Annotated in this window: 14 protein-coding genes and 1 pseudogene; 3 read left to right on the top strand and 12 right to left on the bottom strand. The window is 66.6% G+C overall.

The annotated features are described in order from the left end of the window. Positions 1 to 67: 67 nt before the first annotated feature. Together LO55_RS23650 and LO55_RS27405 are read right to left on the bottom strand one after the other, a co-directional pair. Positions 68 to 6,976, bottom strand: a complete 6,909-nt coding sequence (locus LO55_RS23650; protein ID WP_229410222.1) for a DUF4214 domain-containing protein — start codon at positions 6,974 to 6,976, stop codon at positions 68 to 70. A gap of 630 nt (positions 6,977 to 7,606) precedes the next feature. Next, positions 7,607 to 8,083 (bottom strand): annotated as a pseudogene (locus tag LO55_RS27405) (DUF4347 domain-containing protein); the annotation flags it as partial. Between the two features lie 395 nt (positions 8,084 to 8,478). Here LO55_RS27405 and ppa point away from each other — a divergent pair. Continuing rightward, a complete protein-coding gene (gene ppa / locus LO55_RS23640) occupies positions 8,479 to 9,018 on the top strand; it encodes an inorganic diphosphatase (protein WP_071363340.1) in 540 nt (179 codons plus the stop codon). Between the two features lie 104 nt (positions 9,019 to 9,122). On the opposite strand, the gene LO55_RS23635 is transcribed toward ppa, so the two are convergent. From LO55_RS23635 to LO55_RS23590, 10 genes are all read right to left on the bottom strand, one after another. Then, on the bottom strand, positions 9,123 to 10,604 hold the full coding sequence (locus LO55_RS23635) for a PA domain-containing protein (RefSeq protein ID WP_083415535.1): 1,482 nt from the start codon (positions 10,602 to 10,604) through the stop codon (positions 9,123 to 9,125). Beyond that, positions 10,591 to 10,989, bottom strand: a complete 399-nt coding sequence (locus LO55_RS23630) for a post-PEP-CTERM-1 domain-containing protein (RefSeq protein WP_071363339.1) — start codon at positions 10,987 to 10,989, stop codon at positions 10,591 to 10,593. The genes LO55_RS23635 and LO55_RS23630 overlap by 14 nt, the downstream gene beginning before the upstream one ends. Positions 10,990 to 11,004: 15 nt before the next feature. Beyond that, the gene (locus LO55_RS23625; protein WP_071363338.1) at positions 11,005 to 11,661 is read right to left on the bottom strand and encodes a choice-of-anchor J family PEP-CTERM protein; all 657 of its coding nucleotides are present in this window, start codon (positions 11,659 to 11,661) and stop codon (positions 11,005 to 11,007) included. Positions 11,662 to 12,208: 547 nt separating this feature from the next. Further along, positions 12,209 to 13,300 carry a branched-chain amino acid ABC transporter permease gene (locus LO55_RS23620; RefSeq protein ID WP_083415534.1) on the bottom strand — a complete coding sequence of 364 codons (1,092 nt, stop codon included), beginning with the start codon at positions 13,298 to 13,300 and terminating at the stop codon, positions 12,209 to 12,211. Positions 13,301 to 13,304: 4 nt separating this feature from the next. Further along, positions 13,305 to 14,339: a branched-chain amino acid ABC transporter permease gene (locus LO55_RS23615; RefSeq protein WP_071363337.1), complete on the bottom strand. Its 1,035-nt coding sequence runs from the start codon at positions 14,337 to 14,339 to the stop codon at positions 13,305 to 13,307. A gap of 8 nt (positions 14,340 to 14,347) precedes the next feature. Next, positions 14,348 to 15,106 carry an ABC transporter ATP-binding protein gene (locus tag LO55_RS23610; protein ID WP_071363336.1) on the bottom strand — a complete coding sequence of 253 codons (759 nt, stop codon included), beginning with the start codon at positions 15,104 to 15,106 and terminating at the stop codon, positions 14,348 to 14,350. Further along, on the bottom strand, positions 15,093 to 15,890 hold the full coding sequence (locus tag LO55_RS23605) for an ABC transporter ATP-binding protein (RefSeq protein WP_071363335.1): 798 nt from the start codon (positions 15,888 to 15,890) through the stop codon (positions 15,093 to 15,095). The genes LO55_RS23610 and LO55_RS23605 overlap by 14 nt, the downstream gene beginning before the upstream one ends. Before the next feature lies 1 nt (position 15,891). Further along, a complete protein-coding gene (locus LO55_RS23600) occupies positions 15,892 to 17,091 on the bottom strand; it encodes a substrate-binding domain-containing protein (RefSeq protein ID WP_177185567.1) in 1,200 nt (399 codons plus the stop codon). Positions 17,092 to 17,111: 20 nt separating this feature from the next. Continuing rightward, entirely contained in the window at positions 17,112 to 17,984 is an 873-nt protein-coding gene (locus LO55_RS23595) for an alpha/beta fold hydrolase (protein ID WP_071363334.1), read from the bottom strand. A gap of 61 nt (positions 17,985 to 18,045) precedes the next feature. Then, positions 18,046 to 20,331, bottom strand: coding sequence for a TonB-dependent receptor (locus LO55_RS23590; RefSeq protein ID WP_071363333.1), 2,286 nt, complete (start codon positions 20,329 to 20,331; stop codon positions 18,046 to 18,048). Between the two features lie 283 nt (positions 20,332 to 20,614). On the opposite strand from LO55_RS23590, the gene LO55_RS23585 reads away from it, so the two are divergent. Together LO55_RS23585 and LO55_RS23580 are read left to right on the top strand one after the other, a co-directional pair. Next, positions 20,615 to 21,541: a LysR family transcriptional regulator gene (locus tag LO55_RS23585; RefSeq protein ID WP_071363332.1), complete on the top strand. Its 927-nt coding sequence runs from the start codon at positions 20,615 to 20,617 to the stop codon at positions 21,539 to 21,541. A gap of 56 nt (positions 21,542 to 21,597) precedes the next feature. After that, on the top strand, positions 21,598 to 22,512 hold the full coding sequence (locus LO55_RS23580; protein ID WP_071363331.1) for a LysR family transcriptional regulator: 915 nt from the start codon (positions 21,598 to 21,600) through the stop codon (positions 22,510 to 22,512). Positions 22,513 to 22,558 lie beyond the last annotated feature (46 nt).

Genomic DNA, 22,558 nt, shown 5'->3' with positions numbered 1-22,558 from the left:
GTTTCTCCTCATTGATTGGACAGTTCATCGATCGGCCCGCGCTGTCCGAGGCGCGGGCCAAGGTACATCACAACAGGTCGATGCTCGTGTTGATGGCGCCGACGATGACGATGCTCTCTTCCGATTCCGATACGTCCAGCAGCACCTGGCCACGGTCGTAGACGCCGTTCTGCAGATGTTCCAGCAACAGCGTCTTCTCTTCCGACGAAGGCGCGCGGTTGAGCGCCGTCGCAAACAGCTGGTCGATAAAGGCGGCGTCGCTGCCGTGGCCGGCCAGTCCCTGGGCTTCGGCCGACACGATGAACTCGTCGGCGATGGCGCCCAGGGACACGCCGTCCTCGTGGCGCTCGAGCCAGAAGTTCAGGCCGCCCTCATCCGGCGCGCGGCCGAACATGGCATGGTACATTCGCGTCAGCACCGCGACGTCGCTGTGGTTGAAGTCGACGTCGAGCGAGGAAGCCAGCTTCTCGGCCGAGTTCACGAAGCCCAGCGCGACCGTGGCCCGGTCGACACCGTCCGCCAGGAGGTCGGTCCAGAAAGCGCTTTCCGCCGACGGCGCCGTGCGGCCCAGCACGGACTGGTACAGGCCGGCGACGAAGGCGTCGTCATCGGCACGGCCCATCGCCTGGGCGGCTTCGGGCGAATCGATGATGGCGGCGGCGATCTGCTGCAGCGACGCGCCGCGCACGTGCACGTCCTGCCACCAGGCGACTTCGGCGGCCGAGGCCTGGCGGCCCAGCACGCCTTCATACAGGCGCGCCAGCACGGCATCGTCCGCCATGCTCTGGCCGCCGGTGAAGCGCAGGACTTCCACTGCCGCCACCGTGTCGACGCCATCGTTGCCCGCGCGGTCCGTCATCACCAGGAGGCCATCCTTGAGGCGCAGCGAGTAGCCGTCGACGGCGCCGGAGAAGCGCGCTGTGTCGTGCCCGGTGCCGCCGTCCAGGTAGTCGTTGCCTTCTCCGCCGAAGACGAGATCGTCGCCTTCGTCGCCATAGATCATGTCGTCGCCGGCGCCGCTGCCGATGATGTCGTCGCCTGCACCGCCATGCAGCACGTCGTCGCCTTCGCCGAGGATGATGGTCTGGCTGGAGCCGTCGCCCCAGACGTGCTGGTTGCCGGCGCCGCCGGTCACGGTCGCCGCGCCGATGATCGCAGCGAAATTCACGTGCTGCAGTTCGATGGTCGCGGCGGACGACAGCGAACGCGCGTCGATCACCAGCGCCGACTGCACGGCGCCGGCTTGCTGCGGCTGGCCGATGATGCCCAGCGGGACGTCGGCGGTGCCGCCAGTGCCGCCCAGGACGATGGTCTGCACCAGCAGCTGCGTATCGGCGTCGAGGATGTCGAGGAAGCCGCCGCCGCCGCCGGTCAGCTGGTTCTGGTCATGCGAGCCGCTGGCGGTATGCGCCTGGATTTCGCGGATCAGGTCGGTGAGCGAATCGCCGGCCCGCTTGGGGGCGCCGTTGCCGATCGACTGCAGGCCGGCGCCGGTCGGCACTTGGACGGCCAGCAGGCTGCTGCCGTCCGCCGCTTTCACGAGCGGGATGTCGGCCACGTTGTTGTTGCCCACCTGTTCCTGGCGCGACGGGGTCACGATCGGCACCGTGACGACCTGGGCCACGGTGCCGTCGCTGCGCACGACGGTGCCGATCTGCAGGGTCACGCCATCGACCGTGTTGCCCGTCGCTGGCGGATTGGTTGGTGGATTGGTTGGCGGCGCGGGCGTGTTGTTGACGACCGGCGTGACGCCGAAGCTGGCGGCATCGTTGCCGACCGCATCCTGGATGGCATTGGCGTCGTTCGGGGTCAGGTCATCGTAGGCCACCGTCACCGCCTGCCCATTGCGCACGGCGGTCGACAGGGTCAGGGTGACGGTCTTGGCGCTTGCGTCGACCGTCACGCCAGTCACCGTGACGGTTTCACCCGCGACCGTTACCGTGAAGTCCCCCAGGGCGGGAGGATGCGTCGCGTCCAGTGCGCCGGCGTCGGCGAAACTCAGCACCATGCTGTTGCCGTCGACCGTGGCGGTGGTCAGGATCGGACCCGCGGTATCGACACGCACGGCGTCCAGCGGGGGCAGGTGCCCGGCCAGCGCCAGGTCGGCATTGTTGCCGGCGGCATCGCGAATGGCGCCGCCGTTCAGCGCCAGTCCGGTGATCTCGATGCCGTCGGCATCGTTGTCGCCGGCCTGCACGGTGTAGCTGTAGGTGATGCTGTTGGCGGTCTTCGATTCGTAGACGGCGCTGCGCGCTGCGCCGCCGATGTCGAGGCCGAGCGTGCTGCTGGCGCCGGTGACGGTCACGTTCTCGCTGAACGTCACCGTGAACGTCAGCGTTTCGCCGACCGTGTACGTCTTGTCGCCAGGCGCCGCGATCGTGCCGCTCACGACAGGCACGGTGCCGTCCACCAGGATGCCGGTGGTCGATGGCAGGTGGCCGGCGAGCTCGATGACCGCGTCGTTGCCGGCGGCATCGCGGATCGTGCTGCTGCCCAGGGTAATGGCGCCGACGTCGATGCCGTCGGCGTCCAGGTCGCCCGCCTGCACGATGTAGCGGTAGGTCACCGTGTTGCCGGCGGCGGACAGGAAGGCGGCGCTGCGGGCGGCGGCGCCGATGGTCAGGCCGAGCGTGCTGCTGTCGCCGTCGACGGTAACGTTCTCGTCGAAACTGACCACGAAGTCGAGGCTCTGGCCGGCCACATAGGTGCCGGGAAGCGGCGCTGTCACCGCGCCCGCGACGGCCGGCGCGGTGGTGTCGATCAGCACGTTGGCGGTGGAAGGCAGGTGGCCGTCCAGCGCCAGGTTGGCGTCATTGCCGGCGGCGTCGCGGATCGTCGCTCCGTTCAGGACGATGCCGCCGACCTCGATGCCATTGGCGTCGGTGTCGCCCGCCTGGACGGTATAGGAATAAGTGACCGAATCGCCGGCGCTCGCGACGAACCCGGCGTGGCGCACGGCGCCGCCGATGTCCAGTGCGAGTTCGCTGCCCTGGCCGACGACGGTCACGTTCTCGCTGAACTTCAGCGTGAAGTTCAGGACCTGGCCCACGCGGTAGCTGCCGGCCTCGGGCACCTCGATATTGCCGGATACGGCCGGAGGGTCGCCGTCGACCAGCACGTCCGTCAGCGACGGCAGGTGTCCGGCCAGCGCCAGGTCGGCATTGTTGCCTGCGGCATCGCGAATGGCGCCGCCGTTCAGCGCCAGTCCGGTGATCTCGATGCCGTCGGCATCGTTGTCGCCGGCCTGCACGGTGTAGCTGTACGTGACGCTGTTGGCGCTCTTCGACTCGTAGACGGCGCTGCGCGCTGCGCCGCCGATGTCGAGGCCGAGCGTGCTGTTGGCGCCGGTGACGGTCACGTTCTCGCTGAACGTCACCGTGAACGTCAGCGTTTCCCCGACCGTATACGTCTTGTCGCCAGGCGCCCCGATCGTGCCGCTCACGACAGGCACGGTGCCGTCCACCAGGATGCCGGTGGTCGGTGGCAGGTGGCCGGCGAGGGCGATGACCGCGTCGTTGCCGGCGGCATCGCGGATCGTGCTGCTGCCCAGGACAATGGCGCCGACGTCGATGCCGTTGGCGTCCAGATCGCCCGCCTGCACGATGTAGCGGTAGGTCACCGTGTTGCCGGCGGCGGACAGGAAGGCGGCGCTGCGGGCGGCGGCGCCGATGGTCAGGCCGAGCGTGCTGCTGTCGCCGTCGACGGTAACGTTCTCGTCGAAACTGACCACGAAGTCGAGAGTCTGGCCGGCCACATAGGTGCCGGGAAGCGGCACCGTCACCGCGCCCGCGACGGCCGGCGCGGTGGTGTCGATCAGCACGTCGGCGGTGGAAGGCAGGTGGCCGTCCAGCGCCAGGTTCGCGTCATTGCCGGCGGCGTCGCGGATCGTCGCTCCGTTCAGGACGATGGCGCCGACCTCGATGCCATTCGCGTCGGTGTCGCCCGCCTGGACGGTATAGGAATAAGTGACCGAATCGCCGGCGCTCGAGACGAACCCGGCGTGGCGCACGGCGCCGCCGATGTCCAGTGCGAGCTCGCTGCCCTGGCCGACGACGGTCACGTTCTCGCTGAACTTCAGCGTGAAGTTCAGGACCTGGCCCGCGCGGTAGCTGCCGGCCTCGGGCACCTCGATATTGCCGGACACGGCGGGTGGGCCGCCGTCGACCAGCACGTCCGTCAAGGGCGGCACGTGTCCGGTCAGCATCAGGTTGGCATCGTTGCCGGCGGCGTCGCGAATGGTGCTGCCGTTCAGGGCCAGGCCGGCGACGTTGATGCCATCGGCGTCATTGTCGCTGGCCTGCACCGTGTAGCGATAGGTGACGCTGTGTCCGATCGACGAGGAATAGGTCGCGCTGCGGGACGTGCCGCCGATGTCGAGCTCGAGCGTGCTGGCGCTGCCGAAGACGGTGACGTTTTCGTCGAAGTTGACCGTGAACTCCAGCACCTGGCCGAGCGAGTACCAGCGGTCTCCCGGCACGTCGATGCCGGTGACCGAGGGGACGGTGCCGTCCACCAGCACCTGGCTGGTAGGCGGAACGTGGCCGCTCAGCGACAGGTCGGCGTCATTGCCTGCCGCATCGCGGAAGCTGCCGAGGCCCGGATCGATGGCGCCGACGTCGATGCCGTCGGCGTCCACGTCGCCTGCCTGCACCGTATAGCGGTAGGTCACCGTGCCGCCGTCGGCGGAGTGGAAACTGGCGCTGCGCGCGGCGCCGCCGATGGTCAGGCCGAGCGTGCTGTCGTTGCCGCTGACGGTGATGTCTTCATTGAAGGTGATCTTGAACTCGAGGATCTGGCCGGCCACATAGGTGGCGTTGGCCGGCACCGACATATTGCCCGACACCGACGGCGGCATCGTGTCGACGATGACGCCCGTAGTCGGCGGCAGGCCGCCGGCCATCGACAGCGAAGCATGGTTGCCGGCCGCGTCGCGGATCGTCGTCGAGCCTGGCGTAATGCCGTCGATTGCGATGCCGTTGGCGTCGTTGTCGCCGGTCTGCACCGTGTAGGTATAGGTGATCGAATTGGCGGTGCTCGAGTCGAAGGTGGCGTTGCGCGCGGTCGCGCCGATGGTCAGGTTCAGCATGCTGTCGTCGCCGTCGACGATCACGTCCTCGTCGAACGTCACGGTGAAGCTCAGGACGTCGCCCGCGCGGTAGTAGCCATCTTGCGGCACGTCGACGGCGCTGATGGAGGGAGCGCTGCCGTCGACCAGCACGCCGGTCAGCACCGGCAGGTGGCCGGTCAGCGTCAGATTGGCGTTGTTGCCGGCTTGATCGCGGATGGAGGAGCCGTTCAGTGCCAGGCTGGTGATGTCGATGCCGTTGCCATCGTTGTCGCCGCTCTGCACGACGTAGCGGTAGATGATGCTGTTGCCGTTCGAGGTGTCATGAACCGCCTGGCGGGCGACGCCGCCGACGTCCAGAGTGAGCGTGCTGGCGGTGCCCGTGATCGCGATGTCTTCGTCGAAGGTCACCGTGAACAGCAGCTCGTCGCCCACGCTGTACCAGCGGTCGGTCGGCGCGGAGATCGTGCCGGAAATCGTGGGCGCGACGCCATCTACCAGCACAGCGCTGGTGGAGGGCAGGTGGTCGACCAGCGACAGGTTGGCATCATTGCCGGCGGCATCGCGGAAGGTGCTCGAGCCCGGGACGATGGCATGGACCTGGATGCCGTCGGCATCCAGGTCGCCTGCCTGCACCGTATAACGGTAGGTCACCGTATTGCCGCCGTCGGACAGCCAGATTGCGCTGCGCAGTTCTCCACCGATGGTCAGGCCGAGCGTGCTGTCGGTGCCATCGACGGTGACGTTCTCGTCGAAGCTCACCGTGAAGTCGAGGTGCTGGCCGACCCTGTAGGAACCGTTGCCCGGTACAGATATATTGCCGGAGACGGCAGGCGCCGTGGTGTCGACCAGGATCCCGGTGGTCGATGGCAGGTGCCCGGTCAGCGACAGCACGGCGTTGTTGCCGGCCGCGTCGCGGATCGTCATGCCGCCCAGGGCGATGCTGCCGATGCCGATGCCGTCGGCATCGTTGTCGCCGGCCTGCACGGTGTAGCTGTAGGTGACCGAGTTGGTGTCGCTCGTGACGTAGCTGGCGCTGCGCGCGGTGCTGCCGATGGTCAGACCGAGCGTGCTGGGGGCGCCGCCGAGGGTGACGGCGATGTTCTCGTTGAACGTCACGTTGAACGTCAGGACGTCGCCGGCGCGGTAGCTGTCGGCGATCGGCGCGCTGATGTAGCCGAGCACGGCCGGCGCGACAGCATCGACCCGCACGCCGGCCAGTGGCGGCAGGTGACCGTCCAGGCTCACATCGGCATTGTTGCCGGCGGCATCCCTGATGGTGTTGCCGTCAGGTAGCGTCAAGCCTCCGATGGTGATGCCATCGGCGTCGAGGTTGCCCGACTGGACGACGTAGCGATAGGTGATGCTGTTCGCTGTCTGGGAGAGATGGGTGGCAAAGACCGCTGTGTTGCCGATCGTCAGCCCGAGTGTGCTGCTGGTCCCGGTGATGGTCACGTTCTCGTCGAACGTGACCGTAAAGTCCAGGTTGCTGCCTGCCACGTAGGTGCCGTTGGCCGGCGGCGTGATCGTGCCGGTGATCGCGGGAGCCACGCCGTCGACGCGCACGCCGGCGGTGGCTCCCACGTTGTTGAGCGTGAGGTCGGCGGGGTTGCCGGCGGCATCGCGGATGGTGCCGGTGCCGGCTGACAATGCGCCGACCGTGATGCCGTCCGCGTCGAGGTCGCCGCTCTTGACCGTATAGCTGTAGATGATGGTCTTGGAGGTTGGCGCTGATACGAAGGTAGCGTATTGCGTTGAGCCCCCGATGTTCAGCTCCAGTCTGCTGTCGGTGCCGGTGACGATGATGTCTTCATCAAAGGTTACCGTGAAACGAAGCGTTTCGCCGATGGCATAGGTATCGTTTAGTGGCGGTGTGACAGAAAGGATGAGTGGCTCGCGCGTATCTGCCACGGCGGTGCTTACATCGATATTGTCGATCTGAAGGTCGGATACTCCACTGAACGCGAAACGAATCTCATCGAGATTGTCGAAGTTGGAAGTTGCGTTGAAGCTCAAGACTCCGTATCGATCTTCTCCAGGCGTTCCGCCAGCGAACGTATATCTGATATTTCCTGTCGTCTTGTCCGCACGCAGGTCCACAACCTCGCCTGGCGCAACGGCTATGTTGTTCCGGTATGCGGTAATGGTCAGCGTCGGTGCAGTTGGTACCTCGCTAGATCCCAAACGCTGACCGATTGCGAAAGACTCCAGCTTGAATTCGCTACCATCGGCCGATCCCATCGTGTAGTTGCGCGAATCGCCTGTTTCCCCATTCTCGTTGATACCATTGTAGTTAAGCCACATGATGCCGTCACCGGAGCCATCATCTAACATCATCGATGAGTAGAGCCCTGCGTCCGCGTCAGCGACAGCCATTTCGACTTTTTCCGTGGAGGTGAACCTCCAGCCACCATGAATGGCTACATTAGTAAAGTCGAATGGTATGGTTGAGACGTTGTCGAAACCGTGATCGCCGACCGCAAGCAGGCCGCTGAAACTTGCTTGGATTGCAGGTGTTAGTGCCGAGCTTGCCTCGATATTGCCGGTAGCCGCTTCCAGCTCCCAATCGCCGCCCAGCAGCGCGCTGCCACTCGGATCGACGGACGCGGCCACGTCCGCGCCGGTCGCCGCCGACAGGGCTTGCAGGAAGCTTTCGCCCACATCGCCTGCCGCCACGTCGCAGCCATAGAGCAGCAGGTCGGCGCCTTCCGCCAGTGCGCTGCGCAGCACGCCCAGGTCGGCTGCATGATCGGCCAGGCTGGACTCGGTCAGGCGCGTCGCGCCAAGTTGCAGCATGCCGGGAGCGCCGTGCGTAAACACATGGACCGCCTCGATTCCGCTGCGGCCGGCCAGTGCCGCGGCGATCTGCGCCACGCCGTCGCGGGCGCCGTCGATCAGCACCGCCTCCACACCCTCTCGCAAGCCATCCAGGAGCGTCTGGTAGCCGGCGATGGACGTATCGATGAAGGCGATTTCACCACTGCCGGTGCCAGGCTGGACGTTTGTTGTTGTAGTCATAAGACGCTCCGATATTATTGAGAAAGATGCGAAATCGGCAAGCCCGCATTTACCAAAAGTAGCTCGGGAAATTTGCCGGATTTCAATAGCAAGAAACTCTCTCACGGACCGTTAGATGATGCAAAGAAAAATGCTCAAAAGTAAGCTTTTTTTGCGAAGGAGTGTGGTTAATTGGGATATTTCCATACCAGAAAAAACGGAAAGCATGAGTTCGTTTCCCTGGTGCAACAATCCGAAGTGAAAGAGGGTTGGTGGGACAAGATCGGGAGGGCCGGCGTGCAGGTGCGCGCTCCGAGCGATGACGACACGGTTGACCACCGCCGGGCCGCACAGGCCAGATCCGATTCGCTATAATGACGGTCTATTATTGACTCTCCAGCAACCAAGGACCATCCATGAGCCTGAATAACGTCCCAGCCGGCAAAGACGTGCCGAACGACTTCAACGTCATCATCGAAATCCCGATGAACGCCGATCCGGTCAAGTACGAGGTAGACAAGGACAGCGGCGCGATCTTCGTCGACCGTTTCATGGGGACGGCCATGCACTATCCGTGCAACTACGGCTACGTGCCGCAGACCATCGCCGACGACGGCGACCCATGCGACGTGCTGGTCATTACCCCGTTCCCGCTGCCGCCGGGCGTCGTGGTGCGCTGCCGCGCGCTGGGCGTGCTGAAGATGACCGATGACGGCGGCGGCGACGCCAAGGTGATCGCGGTGCCGGTCGAGAAAGTGCTGCCGATGTACAAGAAAATCCAGTCGCTGGAAGACCTGGAAGAGCTGCGCCTGAAGCAGATCCAGCACTTCTTCGAGCACTACAAGGATCTGGAACCGGGCAAGTGGGTCAAGATCGAAGGCTGGGCCGGCATCGAGGAAGCCAAGGCCGAGCTGGTCAATGGCGTGGAAGCGTACAAGAAGGGCGCCCAGGCGTAATCGCCAGGCTCGACTTTGTCGCTGAACGAGCCGGCGCCCGCGAGGGCGCCGGCTTTCTTTTTGCCGGCTGCGGCGGCGGCATGCCGCCGCTCTGTAGGCTCCGCTTACCAGCCGAGGTCGCGCAGCAGCGGCAGCGTCAGGTCGAGCGGCGGCATGAGCACGTAGCGCAGGTCACTGTTGATCGACGGCTCCATCAGCAGGTTGCGCGTGGCCTCGGTCGTGAAGTGCGAGACCGAGGAGCCGGGCGCGTTCACGCCCGGCGTATACATGAGCATGCGCCGGCGGGTGTCGGTGCCGGCCAGGCGCACCGGATCGGATTGCAGCCGCGCCACCACGCCGGAGCGGGTGGCCGAGCGCTTCTGGAGGGCCAGCTTGAGCGCCCGTCCATCGGCGCGCGTGATGCGGGCCGACGGAATCGCGATGTTCGCATCGACCCCCGGCATGCCGGCCACTTCGCCCGCCGCGTTGTCGGCCACGATCATGCCGATCGCACCCGCGACCTGCACATTGCGCGCCTTGACCACGTAGTCGCAGCCGCCGCGGTCGACCAGGGCGATATTGCCGCGCACCGCCAGCGCATTGGTGGCGCTCAACGCAGAGCAGGCCAGGCCGTTGCCGTTCGACTGGTCGACCACCGGCATCAGTTGCCCCCTGACCGGCGCGTTGCGGATCCGCGGGCCGAAGCTGGCGTCGCCCACCGCATATTGACCCGCGGCGGCAGCGGCATTCTCGCCGCTGATCGTCAGCACCGACGCCGGGCTCAGCACGGCCGGCGTGGACCCGGTGACATGCCAGCCGTTCCAGGACAGGCCACGCCAGGTGGTGGCGCTGGCGACCCGCTCGGCGTTCGTCATCTGCACCCACAGGCGCTCCCGGCGGTTGTCGATCAGGTGGAAATCCCAGGCCGAGGGCCGGCCGAGCATGAAGGCGCCGGTCTCGTTGTCGGTAAAGGTCTGGAAACCGAGACCGTGGGCGATCTCGTGCAGCAGGGTGGCCACCAGGTCGATCTGGCTGCCGGCCTTGCGGTCGAGCCCGAGGTAGAAGGTGAGGCCGGGAACGCAATCGGGGAACAGGCCGAGCCGCGAATTGAAGCGCGCGATGATGTGCGGGTCGCCGGGCGCGGCGAAATCCATGCCGGCCAGCTTGCCGGCCAGGGCGGTCGGATACCAGGTGCCGTTGATCGGGGCGGACGGGAAGTTGGCGACTACCTGGTAGGCGCCGGCCGCGCCGAGCACGGCGCCGGTGGCGTTGCAGTCGAGCGGCAGGAAGGCGGCGCCGATGCGGATCGGCACGTTGCTGACCAGGTGCGCGGCCCAGATGTCGGCGGCGTAGCGAAAGGCGTTCAGGCGCTGCTGGCCCAGGGTGGTGCCGGGGTTGTCGCCGACCGGCGCGACCGGGGTCGGATCGTTGAAACCGACGCCGGGTGCGTTCTGATTGATGATCTCGATGGTGGCCGCGCGCGCGCCGCCGACGGCGGCAAGGCCGGCCACGGCCAGCAGGGCGATGGCGGCGAATCGGGCGAGATGGGCAAGGCGGCGTGGATGGGTGCCGGCAGCGAGGCCGGCCTGGCGTTCAGCGATGGTCATGACGGGATGCTCCCTGCGCGGCCGGCGCGGACTGGTCGAGGACGCGGGCGGCGGCGTGGGCGCCGTCGACGCAGTGGTGGTCGAGCTTGCCATCGGCGCCGCGCTTGACGACGGCGTAGACGAGGCCGCGCTCGCCCAGTACGGCGCTGCTTTCGCCGCGGGTGCCGGTCACCGCCTGCGGCTGCGCCGGCGCCGCGCGCGTGGTGGTGGCGGAAGAGGCGCGCAGGGCGCGCAGTTCGGCCGCGGTCGGCGCCCGCAGTTCACCGGTCTCGGCGTCGCGTACGACGCTCAGGCCCTGGGCAGCCGGCGCCTGGGGAGCAGCGCCGGCGGCGCCGCACAGCGCAATGAGCGCAGTGGGAGCGAGGAAGGAAAGTGTGGTTCGCATGGAATTCTCCGGGTTTCAATAGCGCTCGCGGCGCTGCATCAGGCCAATCACGCCCAGCCCGCTGGCCAGTACCAGCAGGCTGGCCGGCTCGGGCACGGCGGTGACGACGCGCACGGTGTCCAGGCCGACATAGCCGGGCGTGGCGGGGTCGCCCAGGTAGCGGAAGGCGAAGCGTCCTTCTCCTTCGACCGTCAGGCCGGCGTCCCATTGCCGCCATTCGGCGGGAAAGGCGTCGCCGCCGATGGTGGCGAGCAAGGTGTCGAAGCCGGATGCGGCGGTGCCGCGGCCGGCGCCGAAGCGCACTTCGATCCGGTCGGCGAAGTCGTCGACCAGCTCGCGGCTGGTGAAGAACGACAGCGTGGTCAGGCCGCTGAGCGTGAGCGTGGGCGTGATCAGCCAGTCGTCGACACTGCCCATGCCGTTGGCGGCGCCGAGGGCGCTGGCGGCGGCATAGGAATCGGGGGCGCCGGAGTGGGCGCGGAAGACGTCGGGATCGCCCTGGAACCAGCCGGCGCCGGGCGGGAAGCTGCGGTTGAGGCGGTCCCAGCCGGACAGGCCGGCCAGGTTGCCGAAGCCCTCATTGAGCACTTCGACCTCGGCCTGAGCGGCCAGGGACGAGGATGCGGCGGCGGTGACCGCCGCTGTCGCAATCAGGATGTTGAGTCGTTTCATGTGGTATGTGTGCTTGTGCCAGAAGGATGGGATTCCTCGCGCTGGCTGACGACGAGGCCATTTGCCTATTCATGATAAAAATGGCAACCTCGGCGTTGTTGATATGCATTCAGGGTGACGAGCGGGACGTGCCGTGTCCCTCAAACGCAGCACGGGAACTTGACGCAATCGCTTGCACTCGCGCAAGTCTATGCTGGGAGGCAAGCGCGGCAGGGAAAGCAGGAGGAAAAGGCTAGCCCCACCCCCGGTGGCTGATGCCGTGAATAGCGGCAAGGAAGCACGCTATCGCCTGACTCATCTTTGCCGCGACAACCAGGCGCCAGGGATCGAAGACGTTGCATGTGTGTGGCATGCGGCCAGTAACGCGTCGGCATATGAAACACCGCCCGCCGCCGTCGCCCTTGCGGCGAGAGCGGCGCTACCCATGGCGAATGTGGCAGGAAAATCACGCCTGTCAGAGACGAACACGGTCAACAGGACGGCTCGGGACAGGAAGAGGACGCTGAGCACCTGTGCTCACGTCCTCGACAGCAGGTGACTGGCCGCTTCAGGCGGCAGGCGCGCGGCGCCGCGCCAGCCACGCCCGCACGCGCAGCTTGCCGACGATCCCGATCGGGAAGAAGTAGATCGACAGGATGAACAGCACGCCCAGCCAGAGCAGCCAGCGGTCCGGATGCAGTGCGGCCGCCAGAATGGGCACGCCTTCGAGCGCGGTCGCGCCGTGCGCCATCAGTTCCTTCAGGTAGTTCTGGGCCAGGATGAACAGGGTGGCGCCGATCACCGCGCCATACATGGTGCCCATGCCGCCGATGACGACGATCAGCAGGATGTCGGTCATCACTTCGAAGCCGAGCGAAGTCTTGGGGCCCACGTAGCGCAGCCACAGCGCCATCAGCGCGCCGGCCAGCGCCGCCACCAGCGCCGCCAGACAGTTGGCCCAGATGCGGTAGACCATGGTGCGGTAGCCGAGCGCCTCGGCGCGGAACTCGTTCTCGCGGATCGCCTGCAGCACGCGGCCGAACGGCGAGTTCACCAGCCGCAGCAGGAACAGGAACAGCAGCAGGCAGCCCACGAACACCAGGTAATAGGTGATCACCTTGCCGTCGACGTAGCGGCCGAAGACTTCGTTCTCGAACAGCAGGTAGCTGGGCGACAGCAGCTCCGGCACGCTGAAGGTCACGCCATCCTCGCCGCCCGTCAGGTCGGACAGCTGCGAGGCCAGCACCGCAAACGAAGATGCAACGGCCAGCGTGATCATGGCATAGAAGATGGCGCGCACGCGCAGCGCGAACAGGCCGACCACCAGGGCCAGGGCCAGGGCCAGCAGCAGCGCCAGGATCAAGCCCGTGACCATGACGCCCCAGGTGGGTTCGTCGACGCGGGCCAGGGCCAGGCCGATGCCATAGGCGCCGATGCCGTAGAACATGGTGTGGGCAAACGAGACGATGCCGGTATACCCCAGCAGCAGGTCGTAGGACGCCACCAGCACGATGTAGACGCAGATCGTGGCCGCCGTGTTGAGCGGACGCGCGCCGGAAAACAGGAAAGGCGCGAGCAGCAGTCCCAGCAGGATCACGAGCAGCAGCGCGGTCAGGATGCGGCTGCGCGGCAGGTCGCCGGAGAGAAGTTTGTGCAGCATAAGGTCAGCTCCGCGACGTCGAATACAGGCCGGCCGGGCGCCACAGCAGGACCGAGATCATCAGGATGATGCTCGACACCAGGGCGATCTTCGGCGCCAGGAAGCCGGCGTAGTTGGCCACCAGCGCCATCAGGAGGGCGCCGATGAAGCAGCCGCCCACCGAACCCAGGCCGCCGATGATGATGACGATGAAGATCATCACCATGATCTCGCTGCCCATCGCGGCGGTGAGCGTTTCCTTGTACAGGCCCCACATCACGCCGCCCAGGCCGGCCAGCGCCGAGCCAGCCGCGAACACGGTCACGAACAGGCGCCGGATGCGGTAGCCGAGGGCCTCGACCATCTCGCCGTTCTCGACCCCGGCGCGCACCAGCAGGCCGACCTTGGTCCGATTGAGCACCAGGAACATGGCGATGAACACCACCAGCCCGACCACCACCGCCACCAGGCGGTATTTTTCCACTGCCGCGTCGCCCAGCAGGATGGCGCCGCGCAGCGCGGTCGGCAGCGGCAGCGCGATCGTCTCGGCGCCCCAGATCACGTGGATCAGCTGTTCGGCCACGATCATGCCGCCCATCGTGATCAGGATCTGCTTGAGGTGCTGGCCATAGACCGGCTTGACGATGATGCGCTCGAAGGCCCAGCCCAACAGGCCCGTGACGACCATCGCGAGGGTCACGGCCAGGGCCAGCACGCCCAGGTTGATCAACAGCGAGTCCATCTCGAGCCAGCCGCGCATGGGCAGCAGGACCAGCGTGGCGGAGAACGCCCCGACGGCGACGAAGGCGCCGTGGCCGAAGTTCAGCACGCTCATCAGGCCGAACACGAGGGTCAGGCCGCTGGCCATGATGAAGATCATCATGCCCATCGCCAGGCCGGCGACGGTGAGGGTGAGCCAGGTGGGGAAGCTGCCGACCAGCGGCAGCATGGCCAGCATCAGGGCCGGCACCAGCAGCAGCGGCGCGATGTCGCGCCTGGCCGCCGGCAGCGGCGCATCGGCTTGCGTCTCGGTGTTGGAAACAGGGAGGATTGCACTCATGTCGGGTCCTATTGGTGGGAGTCGAGCGACAGCCCGAGCAGGCGCTGCTGCAGCGCGGTGTCGCCGGCCAGCGCCGCCATCTTGCCGGCATGGGCCACGCGCCCGTCGTCCATCACGCTGACGCTGTCGCCCAGCGAGCGCACGAAGTTGAAGTTCTGCTCGACCAGCAGGATCGTGGTCTCGCGCTCCTTGAGCTCACGAAAGGCGGCGATCAGGCTTTGCACGATGCTCGGCGCCAGGCCCTTGGTCGGTTCGTCGACCAGCAGCAGCTTGCGTGGTTCGGCGATCGCGCGCGCGATCGCCACCATCTGCTTCTGGCCGCCCGACAGGTTGCCGGCCGGCTGGTTCCAGAACTTGCGCAGGGCCGGGAAGAAGCCGCAGATCCAGTCCACGCGGGCCGCGTCCAGCGGGCCGTTGCGGGCGGCCAGCACCATGTTTTCGCGCACCGTCAGTTCCGAGAACACGGCCATGTTCTCGGGCACGTAGGCGATGCCGGCGCGGGCGATGTCGGGCGTGGCCATCTTCGTGATGTCGCGGCCGTCGAAGTGGATGCTGCCGGCGCTGGCCTTCCACAGGCCCATGATGGTGCGCAGGGTGGTGGTCTTGCCGGCGCCATTGCGGCCCAGCAGGACGGCCAGTTCGCCGCGCGGCACCGCCAGGTCGACGCCCTGCAGGATGTGGTACTGGCCGATGTGGGTGTGCACGCCGGACAGCCGCAGCAGCGGAGCATTACGTGTCAAATCAGGCGCCGGATCAGGCGTGAGCATGTTCGGGTTCGGGTGTTCCAAGATAGGCTTCCTGTACGATCTTCGATTCCATCACTTCGCGCGGATCGCCGTCCGCCACCAGCGCGCCGTTGTGCAGCACGACGATGCGGTCGGCCAGCTGGCGCACCACGTCCATCTTGTGCTCGACCAGCAGCACGGTCTTGTCGCGTTCCTGCTTCACCTGCCGGATCAGGTCGAGCACGACGGGCACCTCGTCCACGCTCATGCCGGCCGTGGGTTCGTCGAACATCATCACCGAGGGTTCGAGCGCCAGCAGGATCGCCACTTCGAGCTTGCGCTGGTCGCCATGCGACAGGGCGCCGACGAACATGTCGCGCCGGGGCATGAGGGCGACGCGCTCCAGGTAGTGTTCGGCGCGCGCGATCAGCTCCTTGTGGCTCGACCAGATCGAGAAGAAGTTCAGGCCCATGCCGGCGCGGCTCTGCACCGCCAGGCGCACGTTCTCGACCACGGTCAGGTGCGGGAACAGGTTGGTCAGCTGGAAGGCGCGGCCGATGCCCAGCCGGGTGCGGCGCGCCGCGCCATCGCGCGTGACGTCGCGGCCGTGCAGCGCGACCGTGCCGCCGGTGGCCGCCAGCTGGCCCGAGACCAGGTTGAAATACGTGGTCTTGCCGGCGCCGTTGGGGCCGACGATCACGGTCAGGGTGCCGGGGTAGAAGTCCGCCGTCACCGCGTTCACCGCGACGTGGCCGCCGAAGCGGACGGTCAGGTCGCGCGTCGACAGCGCCGGCCGGCGCGGGTCAGGAACAGGGGGCGCCGTCATGTCAGCGCTTGTTCTTCACCGGCAGCGGCAGCTCGCTGGCCGGGATTTCGCGCACCAGTTCCAGCAAGTCCCATTCGTTCTTCTGGTCCTTCTTGATGCGGAAGTGGTACATCGGCTGGATCGCCTGGTGGTCTTCCTTGCGGAAGGTCATCGTGCCTTTCGGGGTCTCGAAGCTCATGCCCTCCATCGCCGCTACCATCTTGTCGCCATTGCCGTCCGGGACCTTGGTCAGCGCCGCCACCACCGCGCCCGCCGCCGCCATGCCGCCGGCGGTGAACATGTCGGGCGGCGCCTTGAAGCGCTTCAGGTGCTCAGCGACGAACCAGTCGTTCATCTTGTTCTTCGGGAAGCCGTAGTAGTAATAGATCGTGCCTTCGGTGCCGGCGAAGTTCTTCCAGGTCTTCATCACCGGCAGGATGTTGCCGCCGGGGGAAAGCACGATGCCATGGCGTTCCGGCTTGAGGTCGGCGATCTTGTTCATCGGATTGGGGCCGGCCCAGACGATCTGCAGGATGCGTGGCTGCGGCTTGTCCTTCAAGGCGTCGAACAGACGCGTAGAGGCTGCGGTGAAGTCGGTCGTCGCCAGCGGCGCATATTCTTCGTGGATCACCCTGGCCTTGCTGCCGGTGGCGGCCAGCGCTTCCTTGCCGGCCTTGATCGCATCGCGCCCGAAGGCGTAATCCTGGGTCAGGAAGCCGACGCTGCCGGCCTTGAGGGTGCTGGCGGCCGCCAATGCATCCTGCATCGAGCTGCGCGCGGTGCGGAAGATGTACTTGTTCCACTTGTCGCCGGTGATGGCGTCGGCCACCGCCGGTTCGATGATCAGGACTTTCTTGTATTCCCTGGCCACCGGCAGCATCGCCAGCGCCGAGCCGGACGAAGTGGTGCCGACGGCGATGTCGACCCGGTCGTCGCCATAGGCCTCGGCCAGCAGGGTGCGTCCCAGATCGGGCTTGCTTTGATCGTCCTTGACGATCACCTTGATCTTGCGGCCATTGATCGTCATGGTGCCGCCGGTCAGGTATTCGAGACCGAGCATGAAGCCGGCCTCGGTCTCGCGCGCATAGGATTCCATGATGCCGGTCTTGCCGGCGATGAGGGCGACCTTGAATTCCTTGTCCTGGGCCAGCGCGCCAGGGGCGGCGCCGGCCGCGAAGGCGAGGGCGAGGGATAGTGCGAGGGGTTTGATCAGGTGCTGCATCGTGTGTCTCCTTGTTTTAATTAAGGGACCCGCGCCAGGAAAGCGCCGATCGCCTCGAAGGCTTCCGGTTCGGTGAGCATCGGCGCATGGCCGACGTTCGGCACTTCGGTATAGGCCAGGCTGGGGGCCGCCTTGCGCATCCAGGCCGCCTGCTCGAGCTCGACCAGGTCGGACAATTCGCCCCGGATCATCAGGGTGGGGCGATGCCGCGTCAGGCGCCGGAAGGCCATGCGCAAGGCCAGCGAGGTTGGAGGAAGTCTACCGTTTTGCAGGCTGTGGGCGATACCGGGATCGTAGCGGGCGCACAACAGGCCATCGTCGCGCTGCTCGAAGGCGCGCTGTGCCCACTTGCTCCATTCGGTGTCCGGATTGGCGGGGAAGGCGCAGGCATTGATGTCGCGGACGTAGCAGGTGGCCTCGTCCCAGTTGGCGAACGTGGCCGGCTTGCCGACGTAGCCGGCGATGCGCTCCAGGCCGCGCGGGGACAGCACCGGGCCGATGTCGTTCAGCACCGCGCCGGCCACCAGGTCGAGGCGCTGCGCGGCCAGGGTCATCGTGATCAGGCCGCCCATCGAGGTGCCGATGAAGACGGCGCGCGCGATGCCCAGCGCATGCATCAGGGCCACCACGTCGGCGGCGTACACCAGCGGCGTGTAGTTGGCCGGGTTCGGGTCGCGCGCCGAGTGGCCGCGGCCGCGCACGTCGACCGCCAGCACGCGGCGTCCGAGTCCGGCCACCTGCGGGGCCAGTTCGTCGAAGTCGAGCGAGTTGCGGGTGAGGCCGTGGATGCAGATCACGGGCAGGCGGGCCGGGCCGCCTGCGCCGTGGTAATCGCGTGCGTAGAGGGCGAGGCCGTCGCTGCTGGTGTAGCGGATGGGAGAAAAGATTGACACGCTCGATGGATCCTTCAGGTGGTTCGTGGCACGGGCGTTCCCGCCCGTGCCTTTTCCTTCGTCAGAAGCGCAGCTCCAGCGTCGCCGACACCGTGCGCGGGTTGCCGTAGAAGGCGGTGACCGTGCCTTCGTTGCCCAGGGTCGGGAACAGGTAGCCGGCGGTCTTGTAGTGCTCGTCGCCCAGGTTCTTGCCATGCAGGCCGGCGCGCACCCTGCCATCTAGACGGGTCCACACGATCGACGCGTCCCAGATCTTGTACGATTCCTGGTCGAGGATCGACGGCGTCTCGAACTGGGCGGTGGCGCCCTTGTACGAATAGCTGCCGATCAGCGAGATGCGGCCGTTGTGGCCCATGAGCGGCAGCGGAATGTCGTAGTTGGCGCGCAGGTTGGCCGAGTTCTTCGGCGTGTTCTGGAAGATGCGCTGGCCGGCCACGTTCACGCCCGCCACGATGTATTCCTTGTACTTGGCGTCGATGTAGCTGTACATGCCGGCGATCATGAAGTTGGGCGTGATGTTGGCGATCGCTTCCAGCTCGGCGCCCTTGATCTCGGCCTTGCCAGCATTGGTCGTCACGCCGGCGAAGCTGTCGTCGCGGCCGTCGCCGTTGGTGTCGACCGCGATCGAGCCGGGAATCTGCACGTCCTGGTAGTCGCTGTAGAACAGCGCGGCGTTGGTGGTGATGCGTCCGCCGTTGAAGGCCGACTTGAGACCCAGCTCATAGGTCTCGATGGTTTCGGGCGCATAGCCGGCGCGGGCGACGTCGAGCGGAATGCGGGTGCCGACCACGTTCAGGCGCGGATCGAAGCCGCCGCCCTTGAAGCCTTCGGAATACGAGGCGTAGACGTTGTGGTCGGGGTTCATCTTCCAGTTGACGGCCACGCGCGGGGTGAACTTCTTGTCTTCGCGCTCCAGCAGGCCATTGCGCAGGTCGGTGTCGGTGCGGAACAGGAGCGCGCCCGGGTTGCCCATCTGGGGCGAGCCGGCCAGGCCGAAGTAGATCTGGCGCAGCACGTCGGCTTCACGCTTGTCGACCGTGTAGCGCCCGCCCAGCGACAGGCTCAGGGTGTCGGTGAGGTTGTAGCTGCCGTCGAAGTAGGCGGCCCAGGCCTTGGTGTCGATGTCGCCCATGGTATAGGTGGACGTCGGCACGGCGCCGGCCAGGATGGTGTCGAACTCGTTGAAGGCATTGGCGTCCATGTAGTAGACGCCGGCCACGCCCTGCAGGCGCGGGCCGTTGTAGGTCACCTGCAGCTCCTGGCTGAACTGGCGGTTGGTGTACAGCGCCGGCACTTCCATGTCGACCACGGGCAGGGCGTCGAAGTCGATCGGCGCCCACGACTTGTCTTCGCGCGCGGCGGTGATCGACTTCACGCTCCATTCGTCGTTGACGTGGTATTCGATGGTGGCCGAGCCGCCGTAGGCGCGCACTTCCTGGTCGCGGCCCAGCGCCTTGGTGAGGTTGGCGCGCGTGTCGAACACGTCCGGCAGGATCGGCGCCCCGCTGGTGCGGCCCACGATCAGGCGATGGCCGTTCTTGGGATTGGAGTCGTCCTGCGTGAAGTCGCCGGCCAGGCGGATGAACAGGTCCTGGCTGGGCGTGAACTCGGCCGAGACGCGGCCGGCGGTGACGTCCTTGTCGTAGTTGCCCTTGCCGGTAAACAGGTTGTCGCCGAAGCCGTCGCGCTTGAAGCGGGCGACGGTGGCGCCCAGGCGGGCGGTGTCGGTGAGCGGGGTGCTGGCGGTGACCACGGCTTCTTTCTGGCCGTACTCGCCGACGGTGGCGCGCACGCGCACGTCGCGCTGCGGCCCGAGCTTGCGGGTCACGTACTTGACGGCGCCGCCGATGGTGTTGCGGCCGTATAGCGTGCCCTGCGGGCCGCGCAGCACCTCGATGCGCTCGACGTCGTAGATGTCGGCCACCGCGGCCTGCGGGCGGGCCAGGTAGATGTCGTCGATATAGATGCCGACGCCGGATTCGAAGCCGGCCAGCGGATCGGCCTGGCCGACGCCGCGGATGAAGGCGGTGAGCGTGGTGTTGGTGGCGCGCGACGCCTTGAGGGTGGTGTTCGGCAGCGCCAGGGCCAGGGCGGTCACGTCGGGCACGGCCTGCTTGGACAGCTGGTCGGCGCTGAATGCGGTGACCGAGACCGGGACGTCCTGCAGGGTCTCCTCGCGCCGGCGCGCGGTGACCACCACTTTCGAGACGTTTTCCTCGGTTGGCGAAGCGGCCGGCGTGCCGGCCGCGTCCTGGGCCTGGGCCACGCCCATCGATCCGCCGGACAGCACCAGCAGGGCGGCGGCGGACTGATTCAGCAGCTTCATCTTGTTCCTGGTCAGACGCATTCTAGTCTCCTCATTTTTGGTATGGCATGCAATCGAGCATGCGTGCGATCGAGCGCATGCCAGGCAGTGTGCCAAGGTCGGGTTTGGTTGAATAGTCAACAATCGCCCACCCCGTTGTGCATGAATGCACAGCCCGCTTGCCGGCCCGCGTTGTGAGCTTTCCTAGGGACAGATGCCGCAGCGCACCATTTCTGTGCCACTGCAGACATCGTCGGTAAATTGCTTGCAGAGGGAATGTGCACGAGCGCACAATGTGTCATCTTGATATCTGACAAGCGATCTCATGAATACGCTGCCGGAGTGGACCGACCTACGCTTTTTCCTCGAGCTGGCCCGTGCCGGCACCCTGTCGGGCGCCTCGCGCCGCCTCGACGTCGAGCACACGACCGTCGCGCGCCGCATCGACCGGCTCGAGACCCAGCTCGGCGCGACCCTGTTCGACCGCTCGCGCGAGGGTTATGAGCTGACCGAGGTCGGCCTGGCCCTGCTGCCGCACGCCGAGGCGATGGAAGGGGCGGCGCTGGCGGCGGCCGAGCAGATCGGCGGGGCCGAGGTGGCGGCCCACGGCGTGGTGCGGCTCGGGGTGCCGGAAGTATTCGGGGTGAAGGTCGTGGCGCCGCTATTGGTCGGCCTGCTGGACCAGCACCCGGACCTGCAGATCGATTTGCTGGCGTTGCCGCGCTTCGCCAACCTGGCCAACCGCGAGGCCGATCTCGGCGTGATGCTCGATCCGCCCACCACCGGCCGCTACGTGGTCACGCGCCTGGCCTCGTTCCACTTCTACCTGTATGCGGCCCCGGGCTACCTGGCGCGCCATCCGGCCATCCGCACCCAGGCCGACCTGGCGCGCCACGACTTCGTCGACTACGTGCAGGACCGCCTGGCCAGCCGCGAACTGTCGTACCTGAACGAGCTGGGTTTCACGCCGCGCCGGCGCATGTGCTGCTCGGGCATGACGGCGCAGATCGAGGCGGCCTCGCTGGGCATGGGCCTCATGATGGCGCCGCCCTATGCGGTGCCGGACGATGGCCGGCTGGTGCCGGTGCTGCCGGGCTTTTCGGCCGAGCGCTCGTTCTGGCTGGCGGCGCCGACCGACCTGTATCGCCTGCGCCGCGTGAAGGTGGTGTGGGACGTGCTGCGCGAATATGCCGACAGCTCGCCGAGCCTGTTCGTCCAGGGCGGCATGCAGCCTGCATTGGCGCCGGATTGAAGAGCGCGGTATCCTCGCAGGATTCACATTCAAGGTTCATCTTCATAAGGGCCCCCATGCGCAGCCAGATCAGCGACGACATCACCTTCCGCAAACTCGAGATCCTGCTGGCCTATATGGAAGGCGGCAACCTGAACGCCGCCGCGCGCATGCTCGACATCAGCGCGGTGAGCGTGCACCGCGCGCTGCATTCGCTCGAGGAAGGCATGAGCTGCCAGCTGTTCAGCCTGCAGGGCCGCAACCTGATCCCGAACGAGGCGGCGCAGGTGCTGGCCGATGTCAGCCGCGAAGTGGTCAAGCTGATGGCGGACGGGATCGCCGCCACGCGCTCGGCGGCCGGCTATTCGGCCGACCATCTCAGGATCGGCTCGCTGTATTCGTTGACGACGGGCGCCATCCCCGAGGTCATCATCGGCATCAAGCTGCGCAAGCAGGAAATCGAGACCGAACTGGTGCTGGGCTCGAACGCCGAGCTGCTGCACAAGCTGAAGCAGAACGCGATCGACGCGGCGCTGATGGGGATGCCCGACCCCGACCCCGAGATCGAATCGATCCCGCTGTTCGAGGACGACGTGTTCTTCGCCGCGCCGGCCGGTTCGCCCTACGCGAAGATGAAGGAAGTCGACCTGCGCGCCTGCGCGACCGAGAAATTCGTGTGCCTGAAGGATGGCTTCGTGACCCTCACCGGCTTCCAGGAAGCCTTCCGCATCGCCGGCTATGCGCCGACCATCGTCACCCGCGTGGGCGACATCTTCTCGCTGATGAACCTGGTGGCGGCCGGCATCGGCTACACCCTGCTGCCAGGCCGGGTGCGCAATGCCTTCGGCGACAAGGTGCAGCTGATCCCCCTGAAAGCCGATTACCACATGCAGCAGACCATCGGCCTGAGCTTTTTGCGGGTGCGGGAACGCGACCCCAATCTGCTGGCGCTGGCGGCCGTGTGCCGCATGCTCAAGCACAGGAGCGCCTGATACCGCAGCGCAGCATCCGGGCCAACTTTTAGGTCGACAGTTTCGC

This window comes from Massilia timonae (genome assembly GCF_001866515.1).
GTDB classification, from domain to species: domain Bacteria; phylum Pseudomonadota; class Gammaproteobacteria; order Burkholderiales; family Burkholderiaceae_D; genus Telluria; species Telluria timonae.
Note: the sequence above shows the minus strand (reverse complement) of the source record. Positions and strands in the feature narration are given on the sequence as shown.